The 13,929-nt window shown below is 49.7% G+C and carries 9 protein-coding genes and 3 pseudogenes; 6 read left to right on the top strand and 6 right to left on the bottom strand.

The window, feature by feature from the left end; translation table 11 throughout:
• Positions 1 to 45: 45 nt before the first annotated feature.
• Positions 46 to 387, bottom strand: a complete 342-nt coding sequence (locus HCU64_RS21760) for a winged helix-turn-helix domain-containing protein (protein ID WP_233386364.1) — start codon at positions 385 to 387, stop codon at positions 46 to 48.
• A 287-nt stretch (positions 388 to 674) separates the two neighbouring features.
• Positions 675 to 988 (bottom strand): annotated as a pseudogene (locus HCU64_RS21755) (IS21 family transposase); the annotation flags it as partial.
• A 514-nt stretch (positions 989 to 1,502) separates the two neighbouring features.
• Here HCU64_RS21755 and HCU64_RS21750 point away from each other — a divergent pair.
• The 6 genes and pseudogenes from HCU64_RS21750 to HCU64_RS21725 all read left to right on the top strand — a co-directional run bounded on the left by HCU64_RS21750 (position 1,503) and on the right by HCU64_RS21725 (position 7,198).
• Positions 1,503 to 5,165 (top strand): glycosyltransferase family 4 protein, encoded by a 3,663-nt coding sequence (locus HCU64_RS21750; RefSeq protein ID WP_233386363.1) that lies wholly within the window; start codon positions 1,503 to 1,505, stop codon positions 5,163 to 5,165.
• Positions 5,166 to 5,459: 294 nt separating this feature from the next.
• On the top strand, positions 5,460 to 5,717 hold the full coding sequence (locus tag HCU64_RS25330; RefSeq protein ID WP_442785998.1) for a transposase: 258 nt from the start codon (positions 5,460 to 5,462) through the stop codon (positions 5,715 to 5,717).
• A gap of 182 nt (positions 5,718 to 5,899) precedes the next feature.
• Positions 5,900 to 6,103: pseudogene (tnpB, locus tag HCU64_RS25665) on the top strand (IS66 family insertion sequence element accessory protein TnpB); the annotation flags it as partial.
• 37 nt (positions 6,104 to 6,140) lie between these two features.
• Positions 6,141 to 6,197, top strand: a pseudogene (locus HCU64_RS25660) (hypothetical protein); the annotation flags it as partial.
• On the top strand, positions 6,198 to 6,653 hold the full coding sequence (locus HCU64_RS21730; RefSeq protein WP_233386458.1) for an IS66 family transposase: 456 nt from the start codon (positions 6,198 to 6,200) through the stop codon (positions 6,651 to 6,653).
• A gap of 215 nt (positions 6,654 to 6,868) precedes the next feature.
• Positions 6,869 to 7,198 (top strand): IS66 family transposase, encoded by a 330-nt coding sequence (locus HCU64_RS21725; protein WP_233386362.1) that lies wholly within the window; start codon positions 6,869 to 6,871, stop codon positions 7,196 to 7,198.
• A gap of 710 nt (positions 7,199 to 7,908) precedes the next feature.
• On the opposite strand, the gene HCU64_RS21720 is transcribed toward HCU64_RS21725, so the two are convergent.
• From HCU64_RS21720 to HCU64_RS21705, 4 genes are all read right to left on the bottom strand, one after another.
• Entirely contained in the window at positions 7,909 to 9,075 is a 1,167-nt protein-coding gene (locus HCU64_RS21720) for a DegT/DnrJ/EryC1/StrS family aminotransferase (RefSeq protein WP_233386361.1), read from the bottom strand.
• Positions 9,072 to 9,998 (bottom strand): GDP-L-fucose synthase family protein, encoded by a 927-nt coding sequence (locus HCU64_RS21715; protein ID WP_233386360.1) that lies wholly within the window; start codon positions 9,996 to 9,998, stop codon positions 9,072 to 9,074. The genes HCU64_RS21720 and HCU64_RS21715 overlap by 4 nt, the downstream gene beginning before the upstream one ends.
• A gap of 29 nt (positions 9,999 to 10,027) precedes the next feature.
• On the bottom strand, positions 10,028 to 11,104 hold the full coding sequence (gmd, locus tag HCU64_RS21710; RefSeq protein WP_233386359.1) for a GDP-mannose 4,6-dehydratase: 1,077 nt from the start codon (positions 11,102 to 11,104) through the stop codon (positions 10,028 to 10,030).
• A gap of 112 nt (positions 11,105 to 11,216) precedes the next feature.
• Positions 11,217 to 12,779: a hypothetical protein gene (locus tag HCU64_RS21705; RefSeq protein WP_233386358.1), complete on the bottom strand. Its 1,563-nt coding sequence runs from the start codon at positions 12,777 to 12,779 to the stop codon at positions 11,217 to 11,219.
• Between the last annotated feature and the right edge of the window lie 1,150 nt (positions 12,780 to 13,929).

The raw sequence follows: 13,929 nt of genomic DNA, 5'->3' as shown, positions 1-13,929 counted from the left end.
ATATAGCCAACTTGCCGCAAACGCGCAGCCTTGACTAGGGGGGTATCAGCCCTGCTGAGCCTCGGGGACCAAACGTGAAAGGAAGGGCAGGGCGGCTTTCTCGGCGGCCCGCTCGATCGCCCGGTAATGTGCGACGAGGTCTGCGCCAAAGGTCGAGAGCCGCGCCCCACCCCCAGCCTTGCCACCGATCTGAGCCTCGACGACCGGTTGCCCAAACCCCTTGTTCATGGCTTCGACCAGCATCCAGGCCCGGCGATAGGACATGCCGAGCGCCCGGCCCGCCGCTGAGATCGAGCCGTGCTCGGCGATCATCTCCAGCAACTGGATCTTACCAGGGCCGACGCGATTGTCCGGCGCCAGATCGATCCGGATGCTCAAACTCGCCATCGGCAACTGTCCTGAGAGTAACACAAGAACGGTTGTAGCCTGTCCTTCAACGCCGGAGGAGATCTCGCGATCCGGCCGACTGATTTCCCGCGTTTCATGGACACGAGGTCTAGCTCACATTCCGTTCGGCCTACTAGAGGATGATTCAGCTGAGAGCCGAGTGGATAACGCTGCCGATTGTAGTGGCTTTCGATGTATGTAAAGGTGGAGCAATTTCAGGCCGCTGCGGCGTTGTAAAAATAGGCCAGTGGCGGCGGAGGGCGGAACGAGAGGGTAGCCTGGTTTTGCTCCGGCGCCACCGTGTAGCCGCCGGCATAGCGGTGCTCGTCGCGCAGACGCTCGAAGATCCGCTTGGCCGTATGACGTTGCTTGGCCGGAGCGGTCCGTCCGCCTCCAGGAACGTCGCGATCACCGACAGGAGCGGCTCGAGCTTCGGCTTCTCGACCGGCTTCGAACGCGTGTACACCGGCGGCAACCAGAACGGGCACATCTTGGCGATCGTCTCCCGGTACAGCCCGAACGCCCGCGCCGCCTCACGCCGGGACTTGCCCTCGATAAACACGAATTGCCGAACGGCCGCGTAGCCTTCCGCTATGAGCATCCTCGGCTCATCTCGAAAGAGAAGTCTCTCCACTGGCCGGCTTTTGCACCGCCCGCATCAGCACAAAGCCGACGCCACAGTGGATGGCTTTGTCACCCCCCCCTGCACAGTTGTCGTCGTCCGAATCAAGGGGCGAGTTATCGCCTACGCCAGGACGCCAGCCTCGTACCTGAGCATGTCCACTCGAAAGCTCCCATCACTCCGCCGCTCCTACGCGACGAGGCTTGAGACACGCCACCTATACCGACGCCATCGACCTTCAGGTTGCCATCAAACGCTACATCGCCGAAAACAAGCGCAACGCCCGACCCTTAGTCTGGGCTAAACCCTCAGTCGAGATTCTCGGTACATTCTGCCGCACAGACAGAACATCCCGTCCAGGTTAGCGCATTGGCAAGAAATGCGATTAAGGTCGATAGTGAGAACTTTTCGAGGTTCAAGTCAGCGAATCTACATAATAGCATTGAATGCTTAGAGCATAACGACGACAATATACACAAGACGAGTGAATTACATGCAAAGCACCCGGATATTCTTTACTACACAAGCAATAGTTAATTCGCTAAAGGCTTTTTTAATCCGAGTAATAACCTTAAAGAAAAACAACAAAGACGAGGAGATTGTTAGGAAAAGCATTTTTTTTGATAAAAAATATTATAGGACCGCTACAAAGATTTCGATTTTCGAGAATGCCGCCTCCCACTTTTGTCGAATTGGATGGCGTCTTGGCGTGGATCCATCTCCGTTTTTTGACGTGCAATATTATCTTACGAACAATGTCGATGTCGATAAAACCAGCTTAAATCCTCTGATACATTTCATTCAAAATGGCGCGAGAGAGCAACGAAGGCCATCTCCTTATTTTGACGCAAATAGATTTTTGGAGCGACACCCGGAATGCTTAGAGAACGCTGCAGAATTTTGTTTGAATACATATGGTCAGTATGTAGAAATTCAAGGTGAATGGCCGCTGCCAAAACAGAACCGCATCAGTATTTGGATCGGCACGAGCCGCAAAGCACGAAAGCATTTTGACTCAGGATTCTATATTGGAACTTACCCGGATATAATTATAAAAAAGGCTTATAATCACTACTATCAGCACGGATATTTGGAAAACAGGGACCCACATCCTTTATTCGATACATTTTATTACAAATTCTTCAACAGGCATAAAATGCTTCACCCAAATCCTTTCGTCTACTACAACTACGCTGGAAAGTATTTTAAACATCAAACATCAAGTTCAACTAGTTTGCTTTTGCAGCCCATTGACAAATTGCACGTCAATATGTCTTCTATATTATTTCATATATTTCTTCCAAGAATCGAAATTCTATGTCTCTTAATGCCATATGTCGCAAATTTCCTAAGCGACTCCGTTATTTTGATTTCCGTAACGACGGAAGCAGATAAACTCTACGTTACACGTATTTTTGGATCTCAAGATAAAGTACGGCCGATCATTCAAGTTATTGCTAAGCTTGGATCCCCCGTGGACATTTTACTTGAGGGACTCACAGAGCCCAATTACGACCGCAATAAAGTGAGGTTCGTATGCCATTTTCATGGAGATCTAGATTTCGAATGTCGCTGGATGATAGACAATTTTCATTATACTCTGCATAATTTGATAGGTTCGTCCGGAATAATCAAATCAATAGTTCAACTAATGGAATCTGACCGGCAAATTGGAGGGGCTTTTCCTCGACCATACTTTAGAATGAAGGGTCATTTATTCACCGAGAGTGTTATAGGGAACTTGAACTCGGCTAAGAGCCAGCATGAATCAGATCATGACAGCCCTAATAAATCATTTTATCCCGGCAATACATTTGGATGGTTTCGAATGGATGCATTAGAATCTGCAATGGAAACATATCGCAAAGCCTCTGAAAATCTCTTAACAAACCTTGATTCATTTCGAGGAAGTTTTTACATACAAGATTTGCTGCTATTTGCAGCAATTACTAAAGAACATTATAAAATATTAGACGTTATAACTACAGAAATACCATCTGTTCAACGGATCGATTATGTAAAAAAACGGTCTTTCTCCCCAAGTTCATGTGTATGGCTTCGCGAAAGAATCCCCAATTTTGCAATTGAATTGCGGAAGCTTGAATTTAGGGATACGTTTGTCAATAAATTATCCCTCAATATTCATTGGATTGTTCCTCACTTTGGCGCGCCAGGTGCGGGCGGCCATATGACAATATTTAGGGTCGTACGGAACTTGCAGGCCTATGGCCATAGAAATTATATTTGGATACATGGTGACGAGAAATCTACGTGCCCAGACAAAATTAAGCGCCAAATTCAAATGTGGTACCAACCAATCCCAAATAGCGTTGTTGTTCAGCATTTACCGGATGACCTTCGCAGCATCTCCGGAGATGTCATAATAGCAACAGACTTTTGGACCGCAATCCCAACCGCTTCAGTTACGAACTTTAAAGATAGGTTTTACTTTGTTCAAGATCTTGAAACGCTGTTTAATCCTGCTGGATCAAGGCAACTAGTTGCAGAAATGACTTATAAACTAGATATTGCGTATTTGTGCGCGGGTAGTTGGCTTAAGCGGTTTTTTGAAAGTAAGGGACACTGGACCCGGTCGTGGGAACTTGCCGTTGACCGAGATGTTTATTTTTCGGATAGTTCTTGCTGTGTAATGACTGTCGATAAGCATGTCGCCTTCTATGCACGGGTAAGCACTCCTAGGCGTGCGGTTGAGATAGGCGTGGCTGCCCTCAATCTTTTGAGTAAATCGGAGCCACATTTAGTGGTGCATATGTTTGGGCAGGATAGTTTAGTAAATTTAGATATTCAATTCAACTACGTTAACCATGGGATCAAACCTCCTGTTTATTTGGCTAAATTGTACCGAAATTGTCATGTCGGTCTGGTTTTGTCTGCTACAAATTATTCTCTAGTGCCTTTAGAAATGATGATGTGCGATCTTCCCGTTGTCGAGCTGGATGTAGATAGCACGCGCACAATATATCCGAGCCATGAAGTTTACCTAGCAGGTCCTAATCCGCGTTCGATTGCTAAAGCAATCGAGAATCTATTGAAAAACGACGACGTAAAAGAAAAGCAAAAAAAGTCTGCTCGCGCATTCGTCGAAAAACTCTCATGGGAAAAGACCGCCAAAGATATTGAAACGTTTATTCAGGAAAAGCTGCTGCATAGCGGTTTTCTGCCGATTAATCCCGTTGAAGTATGTGAGAAGAACGCATCCAGAGTCTATACGGCTCGCGAGCGCCGTGCTTGCGTTGTTATTGAATCCTCAGCCGATTTATCAGAATTTGGCATGACGGTCGAAGCGGTTAGCGGGCAGGACCGTCAGATCGATTTTGAAATCGTCGCATTAAATAACGGCACGAATGATGAGCTTATTAAGCAAATTTGCTATAGTTTTGACCTGACGATCCAAGTCGTGTCAGTCGCTGGGGAACAAATGTTTGGCGATCGGATGAATGCTGTAATGCATCGTACCGATGCTGATTTTGTTATATACGTTGATCAATTTTCGCGACCAAGACACAGGGATTGGTTCGATAAGATGATATCCGGTTTTTCCGAGGGCGATAGGGTCGCCGGCGTAATTGGGCGGCAAGAAAGCTTACATTCAGCAGATCTATATCATCAGATGGATTTAAATATCCGGTTTAACGAACTTGATAATATTTTTCCTGTGCTTGATTCGAGTGTCGGACTTCCTTCGTTCATGGATGTAATGAGCTTTGAGTGGAAGGAAATGTATTCGTATTTCCCAAATACTAACGTGGCTATTAGCCGCGACGTTTGGAAGAAGAAGAAGTTTCGAGCCGGCGAGTGGGGAGCAGAGAAGCTTTGGATATATGATTTGATGCAGCTGGGATTCCAAAGAGTTTATAGTGCCGCGGCTATTGCCGATGTTCGTGAAAATCCAAAATCTGATATTTCTTTATACGAGCAGTCCTTCAATAAGGGTGTCTTCTTTTCGCGCTATTTCGGGCAGGACGCGTCGATCTACGAAGATGTACTGAAAGATGAATATATGAGTAGGGACAAAAGCTACGCGAATCAGAATGGTATCTCTGATGTACGTTTGGTGGAACGAATGCATAAAAACAAAATCGTCATGGCGGGCCTAGTTGCAGGCGCAAATCATGAAAAACAGGTATTAATTTGAAAAGTTCTCAGAATAACGCTAGTTCTATAAAAACCGATATGGTCAATTTTCGTTGGCTTGTCGATTAATCGGACATATGTCGTTGCGGCCGCTTAATTGGATATTATGAACATTTTGGTCAATGCCTTCGTTTGACATCGAGACCAATACGGCGAACTGCGGGTATATTGTCCTTTGGTTTTGGTCTCATGCGTTTGCTAGGTGTTTCGTCCCGGTGTACGCATCCGGCGAAGGCCGCCTTGTGAGCTCGCTCGTTGAGGCTGAGGACATAGGAGTGATCCTAGGACCTTGAGCGTGACGCAGGCGGGTATCGAACTGGTCACAGCCGGGCGGCGTCGACGCTGGACGCGGGCGGATAAGGAGCGGTTGGTCGCCGCTTCGTTTGAACCGGGTGTGTCGACCTCGGATGTCGCCCGCCGGACCGGTCTCCACATCAGTCAGCTGTTCCGCTGGCGCACGTTGCTGTGCGAGCGTGCCGGTGCGCCAACGCGAGCACTGGTCCCCGTCGTGACCGCACCCGCGACCGCCGTGATGACGGTCGAGCCTGGTTGAGAGCCCAACCGCAGCTGTCGCTTCAGCGGGGTGATCGAGATCGATTTCAGCAGGGGCCGGCGCGTTCGGGTCGGCTCCGACGTCGATACCGCGGCGCTTCGGCGGGTGCTGGACGCCCTGGAGGGCCGATTATCCCGCTGCCGGCCAACGTGCGGGTGTGGCTGGCCACTGGCCACACCGACATGCGCAAAGGCTTTTCGAGTTTGGGCCTGATCGTGCAGGAGATGCTCAAGCGGGATACCCATGGCGGGCATCTGTTCGTGTTCCGACGGCGGCGCGGCGACCTGATCAAGGTGGTCTGGCACGATGGCCAGAGCGCTTGCCTCTACACAAAGCGGCTCGACCGCGGCCGCTTCCTGTGGCCCTCGGTGACGGACGGAGCCGTGACGATCTCGACGGCGCAACACGGCTACCTGCTCTCGGGTGTCGACTGGCGAACGCCGCAGGAGAGTTGGCGAGCGTATCCCGGCGCGCTGGATCGTGATCCAGCACGTACGCGAGCGCTTCTCGTGCAGCGACTGCGAGACGATCGCGCAGGCTCCGGCCCCATTCCATCCGATCCCGCGCGGACGAGCGGGCCCAAACCTCCTCGCCGAGGTGATGATGGCCAACTTCGGCCTGCACCTGCCGCTGCATCGCCAGAGCCAGCACTTCGCCCACGAGGGCCTACCTATCGAGGTCTCGACGCTGGCCAGCTGGGTCGGAGCGGCGACGACCACCCTGTCGCCCCTGGTCGCCGGGATAGAGGCCCACGTTCGAGGGACTGAGCGCCTGCATCTCGACGACACGCCCTTACCGGTCCTGGCTAAGGGCAAGACCCACACGGGGCGGCTCTGGACGGTGGTGCATGACGACCGTCCCTTCGGTGGTCCCGAACCACCGGCTGTACCCTACTTCTACTCCGCCGATCGCTCTGGCGCGCATGCCGAGACCTAGGCTGGGTGGTTTCCACGGCATCGTGCAGGCGGATGCCTTCTCCGGTTCGGTCGGCTGTACGAGCCCGGTCGCAAACCAGGCCCGCTCCGCGAGGCGGCCCGCTGGGCGCATGCCCGGCGCAATTTCTTAGCGCTGGCTGACCTGAGGAAGGCTCCGATCGCCATCGAGGCGGTGGCACGCACCGAAGCGCCCGCTCGGTCGCCCTCGTCGCCGAGTTGAAGGCGTGGCTGCTGGCCAACCGCGCCAAGCTCTCGGCCAAGGCTCCGACGGAGCAAGCGATCGATTACATGCTCAAGCGCTGGAGCGCCTTCATCCTCTTCCTCGACGACGGGCGTGTCTGCCTCTCAAACAATGCCGCCGAACGCGCAATCCGGCCGATCGCGGTGGGCCGCCGCAACTGGACCTTCGCCGCCTTGGAGGCGGCCGGCCACCAGACTGCAGCACTCTACACGCTGATCGAGACCGCGCTAAGCTCAACGGTGTCAATCCGCAAGCTTGGCTTGCCGACATCCTCAGCCGTCTCAACCCAAGCTATCTCCTCCTGATACACCGTCGCAGAGGCCAACGCGGCCTTCACCGGAGGCGTACTCACCACAGCCGTACACGCACGGATGCGGCGGCAGGCGGTGAGCCAACCAGATGCGCTGGACAGAGCTCAGCACGATCCCAATCGAGCTAGCCAACGCATGGCCTGCCCTGTGTGCGACCTCGCACGGCGGATCAGAGCAGATTAGAACAAGCGCGTTGGCAACGGCGCCGGTGGGCAGCAGCTCCTTGCCGGGCGAGCAGGTCTCGTCGTGCAGAAGAACATCGGCAACGTGCTGGTGCCCCCACTCGACCACGGGAAGGCCGGCGGCTGCCGGTAAAGACAACTCCAGCACGAACAGGCGTTAACCGAAAGCACCACGATCCGGACACTGTGGACGTCCTAGAACGGACGCGACTGGCCACCAACAATGGTGGATCAGAAGCGCCTTGGCGGCTTCGTTCAGCAGAACGCAGACAGTCCGAGCCAATCGCTCAGACTCGCACACCTCAAAGCATCGGTGGAACTTCCTTTAGCGTCACTGCACCAGCCAGCGGTAAGCTTTTAAAGTTTGATGCCTGCGTTTTGCCAAATAAGCACCCTCGCCAAAACGAACAGCGACACGGTGACATTCGTCTGCCCAGTTGGTCTATACGTTACGACATAGCAACAGCCGGCTCCAATGGAGCATCGATATCGTCTTACGACCAAAGCGCATAGGTTGATCGCCTAAATTCGCGAAAGTTCTGAGAAAGCATCTCCCATGTCATAGTGATGGTTTCCAATAAAAACTCCAAAATCAGTAACGCGATCCGCATTATCAAGCTTTCCAAAATCACTCGAATCAACATACTGCATAACTGGATTTCTTGTGAAGTTACCAGCGACAATAGGCCTGCACTCAAATCCGGCCTTACCCAACCTTAAAACGAGTTCTTTGCGAGTAAGAGATGATTCCGGTCTAACAACTAAGCTAAATCCAAACCAACTGCTTTCACCAACCTCTTTCTGGATCATTAGGTCGGGATGATCGTACATTGCCTCAACGAATCGCCCGGCGTTCGCGCGGCGTTCGGCTACGATTCTATCAATTTTCTTGATTTGCTCTATTCCGATTGCACCAGACATCTCAAGAGGCCTAACATTGTAACCTGGGAGGACAAATTTAAACGACTCCTCAAACAGGTCATCCGATTTCACGCCAGTGACATTGTTGTATTTTGGAAGATTTCTAGTCCATCCATGCGCCCGCAACGACAGCAAAATATGATAAAACTCTTCGTCATCGGTTACAATCAGCCCCCCCTCCATCGTCGAGATATGGTGCGAGAAAAAAGTACTGAACGATCCCATTACCCCGAATGACCCACAACGACTTCCCTTGTACGTAGCGCCAAGTGATTCACAATTATCCTCCAAAACGAATATGTTTTTGTCTTGAATTATACCTCTAACGACATCGAATTGATTAGCATTTCCAAGCAAATTCACCAAAAATACACATCTTGTGCGTTCAGTTATTGCTGACTTGAGACCGGATATATCCATATTTAACGTAAAGGGATCAATGTCGACAAACTTCAGTTTTAGGCCATATTGTACCAGGGGAAAAAAGGTAGTTGACCACGATATAGCAGGAACGATGACCTCATCGCCACGCTCCAGACGAAACTCTGATGCTTTGCAGTAGAAAAGAGATGCAACCATCAGGAGATTTGCCGACGATCCAGAATTAACCATCACAGAGTAGCGGCTACCCTGCCAATCCGCAAAACGCCTTTCAAATTCTAAAACTTCTTTCCCCATACTAAACACGCCAGACTCTACGACCCTACCGATAGCCGCAAATTCCTCGTCAGACCATGTCGTTGTAGCTAAGGGATACCTATAGCTCATTGTGCCATCTCCGCTTCATAATACTTGTAAGTAGCTGCAATACCTTCATACAGGGAAGTCTCTGGAGCCCATCCCCACGCGCGCTGCCGGTCGACAGATATCAATTTCCGCCGCATCCCAGCGGGTTTACTCCGATCGAAAACAAAGGTCCCAGACCAATCAATCACCTGTGCCGCCGTCTGATAGTAATCAAGAACTGAATAATCCATTCCAACTCCGACGTTCATTAAGTCAGGGAGGTTAGAAAAATCAGCGAGTGCTCGAATTATCATCTTTGCGAAATCACCCGCAAACATGAACTCGCGCCGCGCAGTACCATCACCCCATATTTCAACAGTATCGCAACCACTCTCTTTTGCAGAGTGAATCTTTCGAATGATTGCGGGCACTAAATGCGAGACATTTTCTTCGAAATGATCATACTTTCCATATAAATTACACGGGATTAAGGTTTTAAAGCGTCGATCTTTCGTCTCAATATTCAAATACTCACAAAGTTTCAAAGTGAATATCTTCGCAATCGCATAACCTTCGTTAGTCCGCTCAAGGGGCCCACTCAATAGATCATGCTCGTTAAGAATCCCATCCCGATCGCGAGGATATATGCAAGAACTTGCCAAGTTCAAAATTCGATCAACTCCCGCCAGCTGTGCAGCAAGAATAACATTTCGCCCAATATCGACGTTTTGAACCATAAAATCGACAGGAGCAGCTATATTAGCCTGTATGCCTCCAACTTTTCCGGCGGCATGAACAATTGCGTCTGGCTTAAAATCGCGAACAAACCTGACTAAATTGTCATAATCAAAAAGGTCGAGTTCGCGTCGCGTGGGTGCCGCTATAATCCACTGTCGCGGAAGAAGCTCGAGCAAATTGCGTCCGACCATGCCGCCGCCGCCGGTAATGAAAACACGTAGAGTCATCTAAGCGCTGCCTTTTAAAAACATATTTTTTAGAGATATTTTTTTGCATCATGCAAATCGGCATCAATCATCTCATTAACCAACTCTTCGAACGAAGTTCTTGCTTCCCAACCAAGTTTCATCCTCGCTTTTTCGGCGTCACCCAACAAAGTTTCGACTTCTGTCGGCCTAAAATATCGAGGATCAACAGCAACAATGACCTTCCCGACCAAAGGCTTTAATCGAGCTTCAGTAGTGCTCGCAAGTGTCCCAATTTCGCTCTCACCCGAACCAGACCAAGCGATGGTCATTCCCAATCGTTCAGCGCTTTGATCCACAAATTGTCGAACTGTATACTGCCTCCCCGTCGCTATGACAAAGTCTTCAGGCTGTTGTTGCTGGAGCATAAGCCACTGCATCTCAACATAGTCTCTAGCATGCCCCCAGTCCCGCTTCGCGTCCAAATTGCCAAGCTTGAGATCGTTCTGTAACCCGACGCTGATTCTGGTGAGCGCTCTAGTTATCTTGCGAGTGACAAAAGTTTCCCCCCGAAGAGGAGACTCATGATTAAATAGAATGCCATTGCAGGCATATATATTATACGCCTCTCTATAGTTTACCGTGATCCAAAAAGCATAAAGTTTCGCAACTGCATATGGACTTCGTGGATAAAAGGGTGTGAGTTCAGTCTGTGGGGTCTGTTGAACGAGACCGTATAATTCCGACGTCGACGCTTGATAGAAGCGTGTTTTATTTTGAAGACCGAGAATTCTTATTGCTTCTAAGACTCGAAGAACACCAACGCCATCCGAGTTTGCTGTGTATTCAGGCTCCTCAAAACTTACTGCAACATGACTTTGGGCGGCCAAATTGTATATTTCGTCAGGTTGAACTTGCTGTATAATTCGCAGCAAGGACGACGAATCAGTCATGTCACCGTGATGAAGAATGAAGGGCAACCCTTCGCTTTCCGCTTTAGTAAATAAGTGATCAATACGCGCAGTATTGAATAACGATGTGCGACGCTTAATTCCATGAACTTCGTATCCTTTATTTAGCAGGAACTCAGATAGATATGCGCCGTCTTGTCCGGTTACTCCAGTGATTAGAGCAATTTTACGGGTCATACGTATGTCCTCATTCCACAAGAGTTGTTTTTATTGGGCCGAATAAATAGCCCACGGCACATTTAGTAGATCGAATGGCTGCGGCGCAATAAAGACACCCAAAGCGAATATATTAACACCTAATATCATTTAGTTTGCTGTACAAGCAATCCAAAATCTTCCTCTTATTGTTCCTCATATCATTCTTCATGTACGTATTGATGTGATATATGTTGTGCTCTAACCGAGGCCAGATTTTCCTGTACATTTCGGATATTTCATTCTTTGACGCTGCCGAAAATTTATCAATCTGTTTAAATACTTTGCTTATTCTTTCCGAAGCCAACTCGCAGCTGTCATATTGTTCATCGAAAAATCCTTCAAAGGTCATAAATCCCTGATCTCTGAGTAAACCCATTGTATGAGCGTTACCCATCACGAGCATAGGATGCAATCGGAGTAGAGGTTTATATACTTTTTCGGTGACTCTTTGAAAATCAGACTCAAGCAACATTTCAGACTCAGTGACAATGCTGAAATAACTATCGTCGTAAGGCTCCTGACTCATCGTTGCGGACAAACGAATTGCTTCTCCTTCAACGCCTGACCGAAACGGTCTGTCTACGGTTAATGTCCCGACATTGGAAAGTCTTGCAAAATTCTTGAGCAGCCGGCTTTGATCAACGGCATTAATGAAGCTATCTCCGTTCATTTCAAAGTAGTTATTCTTATATAGATCTGAGTTTCCTACGCCCCCAAACGAGACAAAGGCGTCATCAAGTATGTTCAAGTCTATAAGCTTAAGCATCAATAAAACACGATGGGGCCTGGGTGTGTAGTTCATTGAGAAGAACTTCTTAGTTCTTAAAGCACCCGAGAATGCTCGAAATCGGCGCATGCGGACAAAGTTATCTATCCCGCCGTGCGTGTCGAAATAATTCTGTTCGTGATGTAACAAACCATCTGCGTACCAGTGAGAGTAAATAATATTCAGCTTATGTTCCGGCTTGAAAATTTGAACCCATTGGTCATATTTCTTCTTGTAATTATATGTGTGATTTGCGAAAAATACTAAATCAGCGTCAATATTTATTCCCTTTAACGTCGCATGAAGCTCTTGGCCAAATACCGGATCAAATGGATTTCCCTCGTGAGACTGATCAATGTATAAAAGTGCGCGTCTTTGAGATATTATCTGACGGATATTATTTGGAATTTGTTTGAGCGCCTCTAGTATATTACGTTGATCCACGTCGGCGGGCAACAAAAAAATCCCGATTTGCGGGAAGTGCTGGTCGGAACGATTGCCATATACAGTGTACTGTCCGCAATACGTCTGGAAAAAAAACGCATCGTGGTGGTCTATACCTAAATCTCTGTAGAATGGAATCAATGGCAGCCGATAAATATTCACCCTTCCAACTTGGAGATCAGCGCCTGTTGACATTTCTGTGATTAGAATATCAATATAAGTGTCATGAAAACCGCTAAACCCGAACGCATGAAATGAGATAAAATGTTCGCCAATCTCTGTTACCGATTGGTTGATTTCGGCGGCCCCAGACGAAAATGTAAATTTTAGGGAAAGCCTGGTATGCGAATTTTGGTTATTCCAGACCGCTAGTCGCGCCCCCTCAAAAGTAACGCTGATTATTTGGATCTTCAGTCCAAAAACATTAAGTGTGTCGGACGGCATTCGTCACTCCGCGCTTATCACTGGGATACTCGGGCTCCGCGATCAAAATCTGCTCACGACGGCGCGGTACATTCTTTGATACCATCATTCAGTCTGATCATATCTGCATCGTGTGTATTTTTAAAAATGTATCTCACGTTATCTGACGCTCATTCCGCCTCGGTTTGCATAGCACATCATTTTGCTTTGGTTGTGGGGTCTTGTCGGCGCTATCCGATGCCGTTGCGGATTTGAAAGCGCGACTCCTGCAACATTTGTGCAGATGTGGCAAATGGATAATCCCGCTGGTGATCACAAGCGGCGGCAATCCGTGTACTCAACCCGTCGACACGTGCTATGGGGACGAGCGGCATGATCCTGACGTTAAACCGCGGCTTCGCCGAACAGTCGAGATGTTCGGTGATCCAGCCTGTCGCCTCTGCACTTTTGATTGGCTGCTCCACTAGTCTAGGCTCCGAACCCGTAAATTTGGCTTGGCCGGAAGCGGCATGTTCAAGGCTCCCGATTGAGGAGCAGATAGATCATTCTTGGGCGACGGACGAGCAGTTTGCGGGGTCGCACCGCACCTGGGCCCGACATGTGGGTCAAAGGTGGGGTGGACGGTCAGCACCTGTTCAGTGGGACGTCTAGGTGCCGAAGAGCGGAGGCCTCTGGGCGGACCACGGGTGGTCTACGGGCCGTAGAAAGCCCTCTACAATCGCTTCGTACGTTTGGCGGCCAAGATTCTGGGTCGGATTGTTAGAGACCCTCAAACACACTGGCGGCTCATCGGTGCAAGTGGTGATAGAATCCTCGGCCGTGAAGGCTCACCGCGGCGCTTTCCGGCGGTAAACGTATGGCCCGACCCGTCGGCAATTAGCTCTGGATCCGCTAGTCTGAGCAGTCTGCATAAACGTATCCCGCCCTCTGGCGATGCCGTTGGTCAAAATGGAGATCCGTGCATTCCGGTCCGCAGAGGGGAGCGGCGGCGAGCGCCGTTTTCCGCTTGAGGCTTCCAGAACACCGATCGACTGTCAGGCCATCTTCCGGCCAAGGGTCGGATGGTCACCGGCCTGATCTGGACCTATATCCGTGACGACCACCCCTTCGGCGGCCCGGCCCCACCGGCGGCGCTGTTCTACGCCTCGCACGACCGGGCCAGAGAGCATCC

The organism is Methylobacterium sp. C25, assembly GCF_021352225.1.
GTDB lineage: Bacteria > Pseudomonadota > Alphaproteobacteria > Rhizobiales > Beijerinckiaceae > Methylobacterium.
This window is presented reverse-complemented; position numbering and strand designations above follow the sequence as displayed.